The sequence below is a fragment of the Streptomyces sp. DH10 genome, from assembly GCF_029813805.1.
GTDB classification, from domain to species: domain Bacteria; phylum Actinomycetota; class Actinomycetes; order Streptomycetales; family Streptomycetaceae; genus Streptomyces; species Streptomyces coeruleofuscus.
In genome coordinates this window covers 135560-152342 of record NZ_JARVKU010000024.1, presented here as the reverse complement: position 1 = coordinate 152342, position 16783 = coordinate 135560, and the positions used below count along the sequence as shown (strand labels likewise).

Genomic DNA, 16783 nt, shown 5'->3' with positions numbered 1-16783 from the left:
CCGCGTGCTGGGGGGGGGGGGCCCGGGGGGGGGGGCCCCCGCCGGGCGGGGGGCCACCACGCTGCAGATCACTGATCAGGAATCGGCGAGAGTGGTGTCGACTCCCGCGTAGGTCGCCCACAGCAGGCAGCACGCGTTGCTTCCGCCGCCGACGTTGTCGAGCTGGAAGAAGTAGTCCGACTCCTCGGGCAGGCCGTTGTACTCGCCCCGGCTCGCGTAGCTCGTGCCGTTGAAGCAGTTGGTGAACGTCTTCTCACCGTAGAAGTCGTTGGACGACAGCGCGTCGTAGTCCCACAGCTCGACCCCCGTGGTCTTGCTGCCGCCCTGCACGGAACAACCCTTGAAGATGATCTCCGAGTAGCTCTGGTCCGCCCAGTAGCGGGACTGCCCGTTGCTCCCGCCGCCGTCCGTCCACGAGTTGATGCTGCTCGACCAGTTGGCCCAGGCACCAGAGGACAACGCGAGAGTGAAGGCTGACGCCATGGCGACCACGGCGGCTGCGCGCTTGGAGGATCTGCCCGACATGCGGGAACTCCGAATCTCCCACCTGATACGGCCCCCCACGAGGCCTGTCCACATCAGGCGAGGCGTGGAAGCTATCGAACAGATGATCTTTCAGTCAATGTGACGTAAGCATTTCGTGCCTCGAACCGCCGGTCTGAGCTGACGAGGTGCAAGGTGTGGATGACCTGCACGGATGCGGCGATCCGGGTGGTCGAGCACTGCGACAGCGAAGGAGCCGTCGAGCTCTGCGGGTGGCGTCGGTCCGCTCGACGAGCGTGCGGTTCTTCGTACGAGAGCGATTCAAGGCCTTACGACCTGTGGAAAGGGCCTCTCAGTGCCCCCGGCAGAGAAGGCGGACCGCACGGCCGGAGCCTCGACACCTCCCGCCGGTCTGGCATCGCACTCGCAACGCCGACCGCACCCCGATCCGGCTCGGAAAGTGACAAGCGACAGGTGGTCCAGACCTCCTGACCCACCAGCTCCGGCGAGCCCGACCGCAGCATTTCGGCCTCCCTGTTCCGCAAAAGCCCCGGCGCCCGTGATAAGGGGCTTTCGGGCGTGACCGTCCGATCAACGGTTCGTTACTCCGTGCGAGATCCCGAACGAGTGGTCGGTAGACGGAGTGACGGAGGGGCTCGATGGGGGCGAGTGCGTACACCAGGGAGCGGCTGGAGGAGGCGGCTCGGGGGGCGCGAACGTTGTCGGAGGCGTTGGTGCGGTTGGGGGTGGATCCGGGGAGCGCCACGCGGGAGTACCTCAGGCAGCGGATGAAGAAGTTGGGGGTGGACACCTCCCACTTCGTGCGGGAGGGGAACAAGTGGACCAAGGAGATCCTGCAAGCGGCTGTGTCCGCCTCGACCAACACGAATGATGTGCTGCGTCATCTCGGCCTCGAGCTGGTCGGGGGACATCACACGCACATCAGTCGCCGCATCAAGGCCTACCGCATCGACACGTCGCATTTCGTGCCTGTGGTCCGCACGGAGAGGATGAGGCACAACCAGCGTCGTCGGACCGCTGAGGAAATCCTCGTCGAGGACACGTCGACGCATGCCAGACGGGTCCCGAGTGCCCGGCTCAAAAGGGCGATGCGCGAGCTGGGCATCGAGGAGCGCTGCGCTCTGTGCGGCCTCGAAGCGGTCTGGCTGGGGAAAACGCTGCCCTTGGAGGTTGACCACATCGACGGCGACTGGCGGAACAACCGGGTCGAAAACGTTCGGTTCCTCTGCCCCAACTGCCACTCGACGGCGGACAGTTACCGAGGGCGCGGCAAGGCGTGCACGCGGGACCGTGCCTCATGAGCAGGCGACGAGCCCGGCCCACTCCCGAAGAACTGCGCGTCGCCGTCGCCCAGTCCGTCTCCCTCGCAGAGGTGCTGCGCCACCTTGGGCGGCCGGACAACGGCGGGCAGCGGGCGATGCTGCGCCAGTGGATCAGCCGGCAGCACATCGACACGGCGCATTTTCTGGGACAGTCACACAACCGGGGCAAACCCGGAACGATCCCGGCCAAGCGTCCCGAGGAAATTTTGGTCCGGCACGACGGCAAGCGCAGGACCAGCACGTCACTGTTGCGCCGCGCTCTCGGAGCCGTTGGCGTGCCTGAGCGGTGCGCGCGGTGTGGCATCGGCCCCGAGTGGCTCGGCAAGCCCATGACGCTGGAGGTCGATCACATCAACGGGGACTGGAGCGACGACCGGCGCGAGAACCTGCGGCTGCTGTGCCCGAATTGCCACGCGATCACCAGGACGTGGTGCCGAGGAGGCCGCCGAGCGGTCCACCAGGCCAAGTAGAGTAGGCAGCGCTGTGGGCCCGTACCCCAGCTGGCAAGAGGGCGCCGGTTTAGGTCCGGTGTGTCGTGGGTTCGAGTCCCACCGGGCCCATCCACGAAGGGCGCACCACTCAGTGGCGCGCCCTTCTCCCTGCCGTCGTCAGCCAAGCAGTTCCCGCACCACCGGCACCAGCGCCCTGAACGCCTTCCCCCGATGGCTGATCGCGTTCTTCTCCTGGGGAGTCAGCTCCGCACAGGTCCGTGTCTCACCCTCCGGCTGGAGGATCGGGTCGTAGCCGAAGCCGCCCGAACCCGTCGGCTCGTGGCGTAGGACGCCCCGCAGTTGGCCTTCCACCACCCGCTCCGTGCCGTCCGGCAGGGCCAGCGCCGCCGCGCAGGCGAAGTGGGCGCCGCGGTGTTCGTCGGCGATGTCCGAGAGTTGGGCGAGGAGCAGGTCGAGGTTGGCCTTGTCGTCGCCGTGGCGGCCGGACCAGCGGGCGGAGAAGATGCCGGGGGCGCCGTTCAGGACGTCGACGCAGAGGCCGGAGTCGTCGGCGACCGCGGGCAGGCCCGTCGCCTGGGCCAGGGCGTGGGCCTTCAGCAGCGCGTTCTCCGCGAAGGTGACGCCCGTTTCCTTGACGTCGGGGATGTCCGGGTAGGCGTCGGCGCCGACGAGTTCGTGGGGCAGTCCGGCTTCGGCGAGGATCGCGCGCAGTTCGGTGATCTTTCCGGCGTTGCGGGTGGCGAGGATCAGACGACTCATGGCCCCCAGTATCGCCGCACCCGCGCCCCGTCAGGGGCGCGGGGAACTGCGCGACCAGCCACCACGGACCCGCACCCACCCACCGACAAGACCCGGCAGACGAGAAGCCCTGCCCAGCCAGCGCAGCGTCGCGGCAGCGTTACGGCGTGCAGACCTTCGTCAGTTCGCCCGCCGCGTCCGTGACCGGGCTGATGTCGGGCGTCTCGTCGCCGTTCTTGATCGCCGTACGGACGTTGCCGACGGCCTGGTTGAGGTCGTCCACGGCCTTGTTGACGTCCGCGTTGTCGGTCTTGTCGCCGATCTTGGTCAGGTTCTTGTCGATGGAGTCGAGGGACTCGTCGAGCTGCGTCGGGTCGTTCGCGGCGTTGTCCACGGCCTGCTGGAGTTCCGTGACGCTGTCGGCGATGGCGTCGGCGGTCTGGACGCAGTCCAGCGCCTTGTCGACGGCGGCGCAGCCGGTGGTGAGTCCGGCGGTCAGCGCGACGGCCGCCAGGGTGGCGGCGACGGCTGCGGTGCGGCGTCGGCGGCGGCTCGCGGCCATGGAACGGTCCCTCTCGTCGGTCGGGCCGGGCGGCCCGTGTGGCTGGCCGGACGCACAGGGATGAGCCGTGCGCCCGTACTCCTTCAGACGCGAGTGTGCTCGGCGCGGTTGCCCGTGCCGAGCACCTGTCTTGGCGCGCCCTTTACTTTTCGAGGACGGTATCAAGCGCCGTGCGCTGGTGGGCGGCGAGTTCGGTGCAGCCGGCGACGGCGAGGTCGAGGAGGGCGTTGAGTTCGTCGCGGGCGAAGGGTTCGGCCTCGGCGGTGCCCTGGACCTCGACGAAGCGGCCGTCGCCGGTGCAGACGACGTTCATGTCGGTGTCGGCCTTGACGTCCTCCTCGTAGCAGAGGTCGAGGAGGGGGACGCCGCCGACGATGCCGACGGAGACGGCGCTGACGGTGCCGGTGAGGGGCTGGCGGCCGGCCTTGATGAGCTTCTTGCGCTGTGCCCAGGCGACGGCGTCCGCGAGCGCCACGTAGGCGCCGGTGATGGCGGCGGTGCGGGTGCCGCCGTCGGCCTGGAGGACGTCGCAGTCGAGGACGATGGTGTTCTCGCCGAGGGCCTTGTAGTCGATGACGGCGCGCAGGGAGCGGCCGATGAGGCGGGAGATCTCGTGGGTGCGGCCGCCGATGCGGCCCCTGACGGACTCGCGGTCGCCGCGGGTGTTGGTGGAGCGGGGCAGCATGGAGTATTCGGCGGTGACCCAGCCTTCGCCGCTGCCCTTGCGCCAGCGTGGGACGCCTTCGGTGACGGAGGCGGTGCAGAAGACCTTGGTGTCGCCGAAGGAGACGAGGACGGAGCCTTCGGCGTGCTTGCTCCAGCCGCGTTCGATGGTGATCGGGCGGAGTTGGTGGGGGGTGCGGCCGTCGATTCGAGACATGCCGCTGAGCCTATCCGTACATACGGAAGGGGCCCCTCCCGCGGTGGGGAGGGGCCCTCACGACTGACCTCGGGGGTCCGTCAGGGGGTGAAGCCCGGGGTGATCCCCGCGCTTCACATCAGGTCTTCGATCTCCGCGGCGATGGGGTCGGCGTCGGTGCCGATGACGACCTGGATCGCGGTGCCCATCTTGACGACGCCGTGGGCGCCGGCGGCCTTCAGGGCGGCCTCGTCGACCTTGGCGGGGTCCACGACCTCGGTGCGCAGGCGGGTGATGCAGCCTTCGACCTCTTCGATGTTGTCGATGCCGCCGAGCCCGGCAACGATCTTCTCAGCCTTGGTGGCCATGTTCCTTCTCCCTGATCCGAACCGCTTTGTCGCAGTAACCCACAGTTGACCCAACTTTGCGAGCGGTCATGTCGTGCGTGCCGAAGGATGGCGTCACGTCAGTGTGCGACCGTCCGTTCGACTGGTCTACACCAGGAGCCTGCCTCTCGACAAAGGGACCGGGAATAAGTGCCGAGGCCCCGTCGGCGCCGAGGCCGCCGCGAGTCCTGCCCGCGCTGTCCACTACGTGATCTTCCGGTTCGCGATCACGAAGTTCGACCTGAATACTCCGGGGCGCGAGCCCGAGGAGGAAGTCGACGACAGCGCCGAGGCGTGATCGTCGGGGCGGGCGGAATTGGCGGGTTCCGCTCGTTCGGGTGGCCGTGCTACAACTGGTCTACACCACTCACCGGTGGAGGTCGCGCGGTGCCCTTGTGAACCGCGTTCCCCTTTTGAGACGCCGCCGTCCCCCGTCGAACTCTTCCCTGGGCGGCGCCGTGCCCCATGGAGGAAGTTCATGTCCACAACCACAGCCGCGCCCGCGAGCCCGAAGAAGGGGTCGGCGGTGATGGCGGTCCTGCAGCGCATCGGCCGCAGCCTCATGCTGCCCGTCGCCGTGCTGCCTGCCGCCGCGCTCCTGGTCCGCCTCGGCAACGCCGACATGCTCGGGCGGGAGTCGTTCCCGGAGTTCATCACCAAGATCGCGGGCTTCATGAGCGCGGGCGGCAACGCGATCCTCGACAACATGGCGCTGCTGTTCGCCGTGGGCATCGCGATCGGCTTCGCGAAGAAGTCGGACGGCTCGACCGCTCTCGCCGCCGTCGTCGGTTACCTGGTCTTCAAGAACGTCCTGGCCACGTTCACCGACCCGAACCTGCCCCAGGTGGCGACGGCCGTCGACGGCAAGGTCGTCATGACGGACGCGCCGGTGGACGCCAAGGTGCTCGGCGGTGTGGTGATGGGCCTCGTCGTCGCCCTGCTCTACCAGCGCTTCTACCGCACCAAGCTGCCCGACTGGGCGGGCTTCTTCGGCGGTCGCCGCCTGGTCCCGATCCTCGCCGCCTTCGCGGGCCTGGCCATCGGCATCGTCTTCGGCTACATATGGCCGGTCCTCGGCACGGCCCTGCACAATCTCGGCGAGTGGCTGGTGGGCTCCGGAGCCGTCGGCGCGGGCATCTTCGGCGTCGCCAACCGCGCGTTGATCCCGATCGGCATGCACCACCTGCTGAACTCCTTCCCCTGGCTCCAGGCCGGCACCTACGAGGGCAAGAGCGGTGACATCGCCCGGTTCCTGGCGGGCGACCCGAGCGCCGGCCAGTTCATGACCGGCTTCTTCCCGATCATGATGTTCGCCCTGCCGGCCGCCTGCCTGGCGATCGTGCACTGCGCCCGGCCCGAGCGCCGCAAGGTCGTCGGCGGCATGATGTTCTCCCTCGCGCTGACGTCGTTCGTCACGGGTGTCACCGAGCCGATCGAGTTCACCTTCATGTTCATCGCGCCGGTGCTGTACGCGATCCACGCGGTGCTCACCGGTGTCTCGATGGCGCTGACCTGGGCCCTGGGGATGAAGGACGGCTTCGGCTTCTCGGCCGGCGCGGTGGACTTCTTCCTGAACCTCGGCATCGCGACCAACCCGTGGGGCCTGGCCCTGGTGGGGCTGTGCTTCGCGGCGGTCTACTACGTGGTCTTCCGCTTCGCGATCACGAAGTTCAACCTGCCGACGCCGGGCCGCGAGTCCGACGAGGAACTCGCGGAACTCCAGAAGGCGGAGGCGAAGTAGGACCTGCCTCGAGCGACAGGTCCGGCACACGCGGAAGGTCCCGGAACCGCTTCGGTTCCGGGGCCTCGTCGTGCTCGGGTGCGGGGTGTGGCCCCTTCAGATCTCGTACGTCTGCCGGGGTGCCGCGAGGTCCACGGGGCCGTCGTACACCGCGCGGGCGTCGGCCAGGTTGACCTGGGGGTCCGTCCACGGCGGGATGTGCGTGAGGACCAGGCGCCGGGCACCTGCCCGGGCCGCCGTCTCGCCCGCCTCGCGGCCGTTGAGGTGCAGGTCGGGGATGTTCTCCTTGCCGTGCGTGAACGCCGCCTCGCACAGGAACAGGTCGGCGTCCCGGGCGAGTTCGTCCAGGGCGGGGCTCAGGCCGGTGTCGCCGGAGTACGTCAGGACCTTGCCGTCGTGTTCGACGCGGATGCCGTACGCCTCCACGGGGTGGGCCACGCGCTCGGTGTGCACCGTGAACGGGCCGATCTCGAAGGTGGACGGCTTGACCGTGTGGAAGTCGAAGACCTCGCTCATGGAGGAGGCGGAGGGGGTGTCCGCGTAGGCGGTGGTCAGCCGGTGTTCCGTGCCTTCCGGTCCGAAGACGGGGAGCGGATCGCAGCGGCCGCCGTCGTGGCGGTAGTAGCGCGCGACGAAGTACGCGCACATGTCGATGCAGTGGTCGGCGTGCAGATGGCTGAGGAAGATCGCGTCGAGGTCGTAGAGACCGCAGTGGCGCTGCAACTCGCCCAGGGCACCGTTGCCCATGTCGAGAAGCAGCCGGAAGCCGTCGGCCTCGACGAGGTAGCTCGAGCAGGCCGATTCCGCGGACGGGAACGACCCCGAGCAGCCGACGACGGTGAGCTTCATGAAGCAGAAACCTCCGCTGGCGGGATAAGTCTGAGAGGGGCGTCGGGGGTCGTGCGGTGCGTCGAGCGTAAGGCGCAAAACCTCCGGTCGCTCCTCCGCCAAGGGCCGTTGTGGGCGAACTCACCTGTGGTGTCACCGGTTCGGCTGGCAGGGCGCGGCGTGATCCTTGCGAGGGGGGCGCGTGGGAGGGACGGCGCCGGTACCGTCTCAGTATGGACACGTCCTGGTGGCTGGCGCTCGCCGCAGTGGTACTGCTCGCGCTCGTCGCCACGCTCGTCGACGGCTGGGGTCTGCGGTCGTCGGCGCGGCGGGGCCGGACGGCGGCTGCCACCGCCACGGCGGCGGGGCTGCCGCAGCCGGCGGAGATCTGGTGGGCGGACGTCCCCTACGAGGACGAGGCCCGCACGAAGGACCGCCCCTGCCTGGTGCTGGCGGTGCGCGGGGAACGGGCGACCGTCGCGAAGATCACCACCCGCTTCCGGCACGAGCGCACCGGCGTGATCCCCCTCCCCCCGGGCTCGGTCGGCGACACCCAGGGCCGCGCGAGCTTCCTGGAGACGGACGAACTGCGGGAGGTCCCGGTGTGGGGCTTCCGCCGCCGGGTCGGCGTGGTGGACCCGGCGCTGTGGGACCAGGTCCGGTACCTGGCCGGCTGAGAGCCGGGGCTCCTATTACGGCGTCCCTGCGGGAACTTGCCGCGGGACCGGGCGCGACGGCCGACGGCCAGGGCCGGGGCCCGGGTCGGTGGCCGGGCGCGACGGCCGACGTCGATGGCGGGGGCCCGGGTCGGTGGCCGGGCGCGACGACCCACGGCCCGGGGCGGGTCGGCCCCGGTCCAACAACCGGGACCCGGGCGGGTGACTGGGCGGGATACCCGAGGCTCAGGCAGGTCCGCCGAGCGCGAGAAGCCGGATACGACGACGGCGCCGCCTCGCGCCGAGGCCGGACGGGGGTCCCGACTGTCGGCCGACGCCCTGGCACACGGCCGTGGGAGCCGCCGGTGCGGCACCAGCGCGGCAGCGATGACCGCGCGGTGCATGGCCGGTTGAGAGCCAGGGCTCCCTGTGCGGTATCCCCACGGGAACATGTCGCGGACGGGGCGCGACGGCCGGGACCCAGGCACGGCGACCGCGCCGCCGCGCCAAAACCCGGGCCGTGCCCCCGGCCGTCTGCCGCCACCCTCGCCACGGCCGTGGGAGCAGCAGGTGCGGCACCAGCGCGGCAGCGATGACCGCGGTCGGCTTCCGGCGGGCCCGCCCGGCCGCCAGGGCGGTTCAGCAAGCCGGGCTGGCCGGGGACCGGCCCACGCCCGGGCTGGGTCCCGCCGGGACTGCGGGCTGAAACGCGGAAAGGCCGGACACGCGGAAGGGCCGGAGTCCTCACTCCGGCCCTTCTTCTCTGGTTCGCCGTCGGGTTACGCCCAGAGTTGCCCCTGGAGCGTTTCGATGGCCTCCTCCGTCGTGGTCGCCGTGTAGACGCCCGTCGACAGGTACTTCCAGCCGCCGTCGGCGACGACGAAGACGATGTCGGCCGGCTCGCCGGCCTTGACGGCCTTCTTGCCGACGCCGAGCGCGGCGTGCAGCGCGGCGCCCGTGGAGACGCCGGCGAAGATGCCCTCCTGCTGGAGCAGCTCGCGGGTGCGGGTGACCGCGTCCGCCGAGCCGACCGAGAAGCGGCTGGTGAGGACCGACGCGTCGTACAGCTCGGGGACGAAGCCCTCGTCGAGGTTGCGCAGGCCGTAGACCAGGTCGTCGTAGCGCGGTTCGGCAGCGACGATCTGGACGTCCGGCTTGTTCTCGCGCAGGTAGCGGCCCACACCCATGAGCGTGCCGGTGGTGCCGAGGCCCGCCACGAAGTGGGTGACGGAGGGCAGGTCCGCGAGGATCTCGGGGCCCGTCGTCGCGTAGTGGGCGCCCGCGTTGTCCGGGTTGCCGTACTGGTAGAGCATCACCCAGTCCGGGTGCTCGGCCGAGAGCTCCTTGGCGACGCGCACGGCGGTGTTGGAGCCGCCCGCGGCCGGGGAGGAGATGATCTCGGCGCCCCACATGGCCAGCAGGTCGCGCCGTTCCCGCGAGGTGTTCTCCGGCATCACGCAGACGATGCGGTAGCCCTTGAGCTTCGCCGCCATGGCCAGGGAGATGCCGGTGTTGCCCGACGTGGGCTCCAGGATCGTGCAGCCCGGGGTCAGGCGGCCGTCCTTCTCCGCCTGCTCGATCATGTGCAGGGCCGGGCGGTCCTTGACCGACCCGGTCGGGTTGCGGTCCTCCAGCTTCGCCCAGATACGCACGTCGGCGGACGGCGACAGCCGCGGCAGGCGCACCAGGGGGGTGTTGCCGACCGCGGCCAGGGGTGAGTCGTAGCGCATCGGTGATCAGACCATGCCGCCGGCCACGGCCGGCAGGATCGTGACGTTGTCGCCGTCCGTCAGCTTGGTGTTGATGCCGTCGAGGAAGCGCACGTCCTCGTCGTTCAGGTAGACGTTGACGAAGCGGCGCAGCTGGTCGCCGTCCACGATGCGGGCCTGGATGCCGGCATGCCGCTTCTCGAGGTCGGCGAACAGGTCGGCGAGGGTGTCACCGCTGCCCTCCACCGCCTTCTGACCGTCGGTGTACTGGCGGAGGATGGTCGGGATGCGGACCTCGATGGCCATGGCTCAGGGCTCCTGTCGGGAGTAGTCAGTCGGGCGCGCGGCAGCGCAGAAACAGCGGGGTGGTGCGTGTGTGCAGCGCCGCGGCTCACGGCCGTACGGCGGCAGGGACCGGCGTCAACAGATGGCGCTGGCGAGCCTGCACAGGTCGACGTGCAGCCGCGCCACGAGCAGCGTGCCCGGCGTCTTGTCGCTCACGTCGTGGAAAACCATGGGCTCATCGTATCGATTCCCGGTCCGGGTTCTGGAATGTGATCCCACATCGCGGACGATTTGAGGCCGGGGAGTGAGACCGCGCTGTTCAGGCCCGTTCAGTAGGCCTCGACGATCTCGACCTGCTCCTCCGTGACCTCGCCCTCCACGATCCGGAACGAGCGGAACTGGAACTCGCCGGCCCCGTCGGTGTCGGCCGTGGAGACGAGGACGTAGTGCGCGCCGGGCTCGTTCGCGTAGGAGATGTCCGTGCGGGAGGGGTAGGCCTCGGTCGCCGTGTGGGAGTGGTAGATCACCACCGGCTCCTCGTCACGGTCGTCCATCTCGCGGTAGAGCTTGAGCAGGTCGCCGGAGTCGAACTCGTAGAACGTGGGCGACATGGCCGCGTTGAGCATCGGGATGAAGCGCTCGGGGCGGTCCGAGCCCGCCGGGCCCGCCACGACGCCGCACGCCTCGTCGGGGTGGTCCTTGCGCGCGTGGGCGACGATCTGGTCGACGAGGGCCTGGGTGATGGTCAGCATGTTCGTCAGGATAAGCAGAAGGGCCGTTCCGTACCGATGGCTGGTACGGAACGGCCCACATGCCGGACGCCCTGAGCGGCAGCCGCAGGGGGTGCCACGAGTACTCCCTGCGGCTGGACGTCCTGTCTGGTTCGTGGCCGGCCTTTTTGGAGCTCAGCCGACCTTCTCGAACTCCGCGTCGCGGCGCTCGGCGATCTGCGGGTTGCGGCTCTTGAGGACCGCCCAGCCGATGCCGAGGGCGACGGCCCAGCCGGCCGCGACGTACAGGCAGATCCGCGCGTCCTTGTCGTACGCGATCATGCAGGTCACGCCGATGAGGAAGAGGAGCGCGACCCAGCTGAAGAGCGCTCCGCCGGGGGCGGGGAAGGACGAGGCGCGCAGCCGGCCCGCGTCGACCGCCGCGCGGTAGCGGATGTGGCTGACGAGGATCATCATCCAGGTCCAGATGCCGGCCGCGGTGGCGACGGAGGTGACGTAGAGGAACGCCTTCTCCGGGACGACGTAGTTCAGGACGACGCCGATGCCCATGAGCGCCACGGAGACCGTGATGCCGACGGCGGGCGTCTTGCGGGCGTTGAGCTTGCCGAACGCCTGCGGCGCCTCGCTGTTGGAGGCCAGGTCGCGCAGCATCCGGCCGGTCGAGTACATGCCCGAGTTGCAGGACGACAGGGCCGCGGTGAGCACCACGAAGTTGACGATGCCCGCGGCGAGCGGGATGCCGATCTTGCCGAAGGCGTGGACGAACGGGCTCTCGCCGGCGGAGAACTCGGTCCACTTGACGACGGAGAGGATCACCAGCAGCGCGCCGACGTAGAAGACGATGATGCGCCAGGGCAGGGTGTTGATGGCCTTGGGCAGGGTCTTCTCGGGGTTCTCGGACTCGCCCGCGGTGACGCCGACGAGCTCGACGGCGAGGTAGGCGAACATGACGCCCTGGAGCGTCATCAGGCTGGAGCCGATGCCGTTCGGGAAGAAGCCGTCGTGCGACCAGAGGTTGGAGACGGTGGCGGTGTCACCGGCGTCGGAGAAGCCGAGGGTGAGCACGCCGAGGCCGATGACGATCATGCCGATGATGGCCGTGACCTTGATCATCGAGAACCAGAACTCGACCTCGCCGAAGATCTTGACGGAGATCAGGTTGACGCCGAAGAGCACCACCAGGAACACCAGGGCGCTGACCCACTGCGGGATCTCCGGGAACCAGAAGTGGATGTAGATCGCGGCGGCCGTGAGCTCGGCCATGCCGGTGACCACCCACATGAGCCAGTACGTCCAGCCCGTGACGAACCCGAAGAACGGGCCGAGGAACTCGCGGGCGTACTCGGCGAAGGAGCCGGAGACGGGCCGGTAGAGGAGCAGTTCGCCCAGCGCCCGCATGATGAAGAAGATCACGACGCCGGCGAGGGCGTACATGAGGATGATGCTGGGTCCCGCCTTGGCGATGTTCGCTCCGGCACCCATGAACAGGCCGACGCCGATGGCGCCGCCGATCGCGATCATCTGGACCTGGCGACTGCCGAGTCCGCGCTCGTACCCCTCTTCAGGGACGTTTTCCGTGTCGACCTGCGCAGAGGTCATGTGTGGTGCGCCTTTCTCCATGCCGACCCGGACCTTCGTCGGCCTCGGATCGGGTCTCGATCCCCCCGGATAAATGGAGCGGTGCCTGGCCGGCGGTTACCGGCTCGGTGGCGCACCCGGCCGGACATTCGGGTGGTGTCGGCCGGGCGGTCGTGAAGATTTATCACGGCCGCAATACTGATCACAGAGGCGCGATGTGGCGCACCACACAGAGAAACCGGACAAAGCGCACCCGAAAGAGGCCATAGGAGGCGGGTGCGGTGACGGGATCGTTATCCGGATTTGAGTGTCCTCTGAGCGAACACGAATGGGCCATCCGGAGGTCACAGAACCTGCACGGATCAGGGCATAAGGGTTCCGACCAGCGTCTCCTGGAGTCCACCCAGCCACAGGTAGGCCATCACCATCGGCTTGCGCGGGTCCTCGTCCGGGAGGCGGTAGAGGAGGTCGGTGTCCTCCTCGTCGGCGATCTCCAACCGCGAGCCGATCGCGAGCCGCAGGTCGTTCAGGGCCGACAGCCACCGCTGGGACTCCTCCACCGACAGCTTCAGCACCGCGCCGCCCTCGCCGGCCGAGGCCGAGGAGAGCGCGTCCAGGGAGCGGATCACCGCGAGGGCGTTGTCCCGCTTGCCGGCTCGCAGGTCGTTCTCGGTGTAGCGGCGGAACTCGGCGGAGTACGCCCGCCGCTCCTCGGCGTCCTGCGGCGAGGCGGGCTGCTCGGGGTCGCTGTAGGCGTCCGGGAAGAGCCGCTTGAGCACCGGGTCGGCGGGCGGCTCGCTCGGGCCGTCCGCGAACAGCTCGGCGAGCGGGTCGTCGGAGGCGTCCTCGGCGGGGCCGGGGCCGATGAGCTCCAGAAGCTGGACGGCCAGCGACCGGATGATGGAGATCTCGACGTCGTCGAGGGCGACGGCCGCGCCGCCGCCGGGAAGCGGTTCGAAGGTTCCGGGCATGAACGCCTTTTCGCTGCTGGGCGGGGAGCTGGCTACTTGCGGTCCTGCTGGAGGGTGGCCCACAGGCCGTAGCCGTGCATGGCCTGCACGTCGCGTTCCATCTCCTCGCGGCTGCCGCTGGAGACGACCGCCCGGCCCTTGTGGTGGACGTCGAGCATGAGCTTGGTGGCCTTGTCCTTGGAGTAGCCGAAGTACGTCTGGAAGACGTACGTCACATAGCTCATGAGGTTGACCGGGTCGTTGTGGACGATGGTGACCCAGGGGAGGTCCGGTTCCGGTACGGCGAAGACCTCCTCCGCCGACTCGGTCCGTTCGATCTCCAGGGGCGCGGGTGACGTCACACTGCCCATGCTGCCACCCGAGGGGGGTAGTCGCACAAATGGGCCTGGAAACCGGGGGCCTTGCCGTAAATCGTCAAACTGACGAAATGGGGGTACGATCCCGCTCATGAACACAGCGGACCTTGGGCTGCCGGTGGATGTTCCCTCGACGGCGCTCTTCACGGACCAGTACGAGCTGACGATGCTGCGGGCCGCTCTGGAGGCGGGCACGGCCGAGCGGCGGAGTGTGTTCGAGGTCTTCACCCGACGCCTGCCGAACGGGCGCCGCTACGGCGTCGTGGGAGGCACCGGGCGGGTGCTGGACGCGGTGGAGAACTTCCGCTTCGACGCGGGCGTCCTCGACTTCCTGCGCGAGCGCGGGATCGTCGGCGAGGAGACCCTCGAGTGGCTCGCCGGCTACCGCTTCAGCGGGGACATCTGGGGCTACCCCGAGGGGGAGGTGTACTTCCCGGGCTCGCCGATCATGCGGGTCGAGGGCACCTTCGCCGAGTGTGTGCTGCTGGAGACCGTGATCCTGTCGATCCTCAACCACGACTCGGCGATCGCCGCGGCCGCCTCGCGCATGTCGTCGGCCGCCGGGGACCGGCCGCTGATCGAGATGGGTGCCCGGCGCACGCACGAGCTGGCGGCGGTGGCGGCGTCCCGGGCCGCGTACGTGGGCGGTTTCGCGACCACCTCGGACCTGGCCGCCGGGTTCCGCTACGGCATCCCCACCGTCGGCACCTCCGCCCACGCCTTCACCCTGCTGCACGACAGCGAGCGGGACGCCTTCCAGGCCCAGGTGAACACGCTGGGGCGGGACACGACGCTGCTGGTGGACACCTACGACGTCGCCGAGGCGGTCCGTACCGCCGTCGAGGTCGCCGGGACGGGGCTCGGGGCGGTGCGGATCGACTCCGGCGACCTGCTGCTGGTGGCGCACCGGGTGCGCCAGCAACTGGACGAGCTGGGCGCGACCGACACGAAGATCATCGTGACCTCGGACCTGGACGAATACGCGATCGCGTCGCTGGCGGCGGCGCCCGTGGACGCGTACGGCGTCGGTACGCAGCTGGTGACCGGGTCCGGGCACCCGACGTCCTCGATGGTCTACAAGCTGGTCGCGCGGGCCGAGTCCGCCGGGCCGGACGCGCCGCTGGTGCCGGTGGCGAAGAAGTCGAGCGGGGGCAAGACGTCCGTGGGCGGGCGCAAGTGGGCCGCGCGGCGGCTGGACTCCTACGGGGTCGCCGAGGCCGAGGTGATCGGCACCGGGCCGGTGCCGGCGGACCTGGCGGACCGGCAGCTGCTCGTGGAGCTGGTCAAGGGCGGCGAGGTCGTCGCCCGGGAGCCGCTGGACGCGGCGCGGGACCGGCACACGGCGGCGCGAGCGGGGCTCCCGATGTCGGCCACGCAGCTCTCGCGCGGGGAGCCCGTCATTCCGACGGAGTACGCGCACGGAGCCTCGGGTAGCTAGTTGCGGTGTGCCGCGATGCGCCGAGCCTGCCCCCTCCCGTCCCCTCCTCCATGTCAATAGGCTCGGAAGTTCACCGGCCGGGCTTGCCGACCTCATAGCCGAAGGACACCGACCATGCGCCGCGCCTTGATCGTCGTAGACGTGCAGAACGACTTCTGCGAGGGGGGCAGCCTCGCGGTGTCCGGCGGTGCCGACGTGGCCGCCGCCGTCACCGAGCTGATCGGCCAGGCGGCCGGGGCCGGCTACCAGCACGTCGTGGCCACCCGCGACCACCACATCGCCCCCGGCGGTCACTTCTCCACCAACCCCGACTACGTCCGCTCCTGGCCCGCGCACTGCGTCGCCGGCACGGAGGGCGTGGGCTTCCACCCGAACTTCGCCCCCGCCGTCGCCTCCGGCTCCATCGACGCCGTCTTCGACAAGGGCGCGTACGCGGCGGCGTACAGCGGCTTCGAGGGCACGGACGAGAACGGCGCGAAACTGGCCGACTGGCTCCGCTCCCGCGAGGTCACCGAGGTCGACGTGGTCGGCATCGCCACGGACCACTGCGTGAAGGCCACCGCGCTGGACGCCGTACGGGAGGGCTTCCGTACGCAGGTGCTGCTGGACCTGACCGCGGGGGTGGCCGAGGAGACCACGGAGCGGGCTGTCGAGGAGATGCGCGAGGCCGGGGTCGGGCTTTCGGGCAAGCCCGTCGTCTAAACCCTCACCGGCCGAGCCGGGCAAGGCACCTCAGGGTGTTTTGCCCGGCTTTTTTCATGCATTGTTCTGAGCTTTCGCCCCTCTTTGCGGAGTCTTATTGCCCCATCTTCACAAGTGGATTATTTGCATTCCGGATCACCTTCCGGCCCAGACGGCCGTGACTTCTTCCCGAATTATTCATGGCCATAAAGTGAAGGAGCTGTGTACTATCTGCGCAGCCAGGGGGACGGGGGAAGATCGTCAGCCGTACGAGAAATCCGGCTTCTACAGGAGCGCCCGAAATGGCGCCGTTCCTCGAGCATTCACATCCGCAATACATAGGTTTCTTCGAGGACTGTTCAGGAGTCACATCGATGGCGACAGCTCTACGGACGCGCGGCAAGCGCAGACAATCGGCACCCATACGCCTGCTGCAGGTCTTCCTGCTGTGCACCGGTTTTCTCGCCGCGCACTTCACCACGGCCGCTCCCGCGCAGGCGTACACGCACCTGTGCGGCTCGTTCTGGGGCGTGGGCGGCAACGACCCGATCTCGTACCGCTACTACGACGTGAGCAGCACCTACTACAACGCCTTCAACAGCGCCCAGGGCCGCTGGGACGACACCAGCGCACCCGGCTTCTTCCGGTACGAGAAGAGCAACGGCGACCCCCAGATCGAGGTGCGCGACAAGTCCTACGCCTGGAGCGACTGGGCGCGCGCCACGTGGAAGGGCTGCACCGCCGGCTACTGGCTTTACGACGAGGTCCAGATCTCCTTCAACACGCGCACCATGGGGGGCCTGTCCGCCCGCGAGAAGAAGATCGTGGCCGAGCACGAACTGGGCCACGCCTACGGTCTCAACCACGTCTCCCTCACCTGCTCCAACCCCGGCCCGGCCGTCATGCGCCAGGGCACCGGGAAGTTCGGCTGCGGCGGCGACGGGCCCTGGTACGACGACGTCCAGGGCGTCAAGGCCAAGTACTGA

20 protein-coding genes and 1 tRNA gene are annotated in these 16783 nt (G+C 69.2%); 8 read left to right on the top strand and 13 right to left on the bottom strand.

Translation table 11 applies throughout. The features are described from left to right. Positions 1–75 precede the first annotated feature (75 nt). The gene (locus tag QC385_RS36355; protein WP_279545655.1) at positions 76–525 is read right to left on the bottom strand and encodes a hypothetical protein; all 450 of its coding nucleotides are present in this window, start codon (positions 523–525) and stop codon (positions 76–78) included. 617 nt (positions 526–1142) lie between these two features. On the opposite strand from QC385_RS36355, the gene QC385_RS36350 reads away from it, so the two are divergent. From QC385_RS36350 to QC385_RS36340, 3 genes are all read left to right on the top strand, one after another. Next, positions 1143–1805 carry an HNH endonuclease signature motif containing protein gene (locus QC385_RS36350; protein ID WP_279545654.1) on the top strand — a complete coding sequence of 221 codons (663 nt, stop codon included), beginning with the start codon at positions 1143–1145 and terminating at the stop codon, positions 1803–1805. After that, positions 1802–2296, top strand: a complete 495-nt coding sequence (locus tag QC385_RS36345; protein WP_279545653.1) for an HNH endonuclease — start codon at positions 1802–1804, stop codon at positions 2294–2296. Before QC385_RS36350 ends, QC385_RS36345 begins: the two co-directional genes overlap by 4 nt. Positions 2297–2311: 15 nt before the next feature. After that, a tRNA-Leu gene (locus QC385_RS36340) sits at positions 2312–2386 on the top strand. 48 nt (positions 2387–2434) lie between these two features. Here QC385_RS36340 and rdgB read toward each other — a convergent pair. The 4 genes from rdgB to QC385_RS36320 form a co-directional block, all read right to left on the bottom strand. After that, a complete protein-coding gene (gene rdgB, locus QC385_RS36335) occupies positions 2435–3037 on the bottom strand; it encodes an RdgB/HAM1 family non-canonical purine NTP pyrophosphatase (protein ID WP_279545652.1) in 603 nt (200 codons plus the stop codon). Between the two features lie 139 nt (positions 3038–3176). Next, positions 3177–3578, bottom strand: coding sequence for a hypothetical protein (locus QC385_RS36330; RefSeq protein ID WP_279545651.1), 402 nt, complete (start codon positions 3576–3578; stop codon positions 3177–3179). Positions 3579–3720: 142 nt separating this feature from the next. Continuing rightward, a complete protein-coding gene (gene rph, locus QC385_RS36325; protein WP_279545650.1) occupies positions 3721–4458 on the bottom strand; it encodes a ribonuclease PH in 738 nt (245 codons plus the stop codon). Positions 4459–4571: 113 nt separating this feature from the next. Next, positions 4572–4805: a glucose PTS transporter subunit EIIB gene (locus tag QC385_RS36320; RefSeq protein WP_020270294.1), complete on the bottom strand. Its 234-nt coding sequence runs from the start codon at positions 4803–4805 to the stop codon at positions 4572–4574. Positions 4806–5301: 496 nt separating this feature from the next. Between QC385_RS36320 and QC385_RS36315 the strand changes: the two genes are divergently transcribed. Further along, positions 5302–6564 carry a PTS transporter subunit EIIC gene (locus QC385_RS36315; protein WP_279545649.1) on the top strand — a complete coding sequence of 421 codons (1263 nt, stop codon included), beginning with the start codon at positions 5302–5304 and terminating at the stop codon, positions 6562–6564. A 96-nt stretch (positions 6565–6660) separates the two neighbouring features. Here QC385_RS36315 and QC385_RS36310 read toward each other — a convergent pair whose 3' ends face one another. Next, on the bottom strand, positions 6661–7413 hold the full coding sequence (locus QC385_RS36310; protein ID WP_279545648.1) for an MBL fold metallo-hydrolase: 753 nt from the start codon (positions 7411–7413) through the stop codon (positions 6661–6663). 212 nt (positions 7414–7625) lie between these two features. Here QC385_RS36310 and QC385_RS36305 point away from each other — a divergent pair, with 212 nt between their 5' ends. Continuing rightward, complete coding sequence (locus QC385_RS36305; RefSeq protein WP_279545647.1) at positions 7626–8069, top strand: type II toxin-antitoxin system PemK/MazF family toxin; 444 nt, start codon at positions 7626–7628, stop codon at positions 8067–8069. 758 nt (positions 8070–8827) lie between these two features. Here the strand turns inward: QC385_RS36305 and QC385_RS36300 are convergent. The 7 genes from QC385_RS36300 to clpS all read right to left on the bottom strand — a co-directional run bounded on the left by QC385_RS36300 (position 8828) and on the right by clpS (position 13672). Continuing rightward, positions 8828–9778 carry a PLP-dependent cysteine synthase family protein gene (locus QC385_RS36300; RefSeq protein ID WP_279545646.1) on the bottom strand — a complete coding sequence of 317 codons (951 nt, stop codon included), beginning with the start codon at positions 9776–9778 and terminating at the stop codon, positions 8828–8830. A gap of 6 nt (positions 9779–9784) precedes the next feature. Next, positions 9785–10063: a MoaD/ThiS family protein gene (locus QC385_RS36295; protein ID WP_279545645.1), complete on the bottom strand. Its 279-nt coding sequence runs from the start codon at positions 10061–10063 to the stop codon at positions 9785–9787. A gap of 114 nt (positions 10064–10177) precedes the next feature. Next, positions 10178–10273 (bottom strand): putative leader peptide, encoded by a 96-nt coding sequence (locus QC385_RS44135; protein ID WP_317926516.1) that lies wholly within the window; start codon positions 10271–10273, stop codon positions 10178–10180. Positions 10274–10371: 98 nt separating this feature from the next. Further along, a complete protein-coding gene (locus QC385_RS36290) occupies positions 10372–10794 on the bottom strand; it encodes a M67 family metallopeptidase (protein ID WP_279545644.1) in 423 nt (140 codons plus the stop codon). A gap of 153 nt (positions 10795–10947) precedes the next feature. Then, positions 10948–12372 carry an amino acid permease gene (locus tag QC385_RS36285; protein ID WP_279545643.1) on the bottom strand — a complete coding sequence of 475 codons (1425 nt, stop codon included), beginning with the start codon at positions 12370–12372 and terminating at the stop codon, positions 10948–10950. 341 nt (positions 12373–12713) lie between these two features. Then, positions 12714–13322, bottom strand: coding sequence for a DUF2017 domain-containing protein (locus QC385_RS36280; protein WP_279545642.1), 609 nt, complete (start codon positions 13320–13322; stop codon positions 12714–12716). A gap of 32 nt (positions 13323–13354) precedes the next feature. After that, positions 13355–13672: an ATP-dependent Clp protease adapter ClpS gene (gene clpS / locus QC385_RS36275; RefSeq protein ID WP_020270284.1), complete on the bottom strand. Its 318-nt coding sequence runs from the start codon at positions 13670–13672 to the stop codon at positions 13355–13357. A 97-nt stretch (positions 13673–13769) separates the two neighbouring features. Here clpS and QC385_RS36270 point away from each other — a divergent pair, with 97 nt between their 5' ends. The 3 genes from QC385_RS36270 to QC385_RS36260 all read left to right on the top strand — a co-directional run bounded on the left by QC385_RS36270 (position 13770) and on the right by QC385_RS36260 (position 16783). After that, a complete protein-coding gene (locus QC385_RS36270; RefSeq protein WP_279545641.1) occupies positions 13770–15116 on the top strand; it encodes a nicotinate phosphoribosyltransferase in 1347 nt (448 codons plus the stop codon). 114 nt (positions 15117–15230) lie between these two features. Beyond that, positions 15231–15818, top strand: a complete 588-nt coding sequence (locus tag QC385_RS36265) for a nicotinamidase (RefSeq protein WP_279545640.1) — start codon at positions 15231–15233, stop codon at positions 15816–15818. Between the two features lie 353 nt (positions 15819–16171). Next, positions 16172–16783 carry a hypothetical protein gene (locus tag QC385_RS36260; RefSeq protein WP_279545639.1) on the top strand — a complete coding sequence of 204 codons (612 nt, stop codon included), beginning with the start codon at positions 16172–16174 and terminating at the stop codon, positions 16781–16783.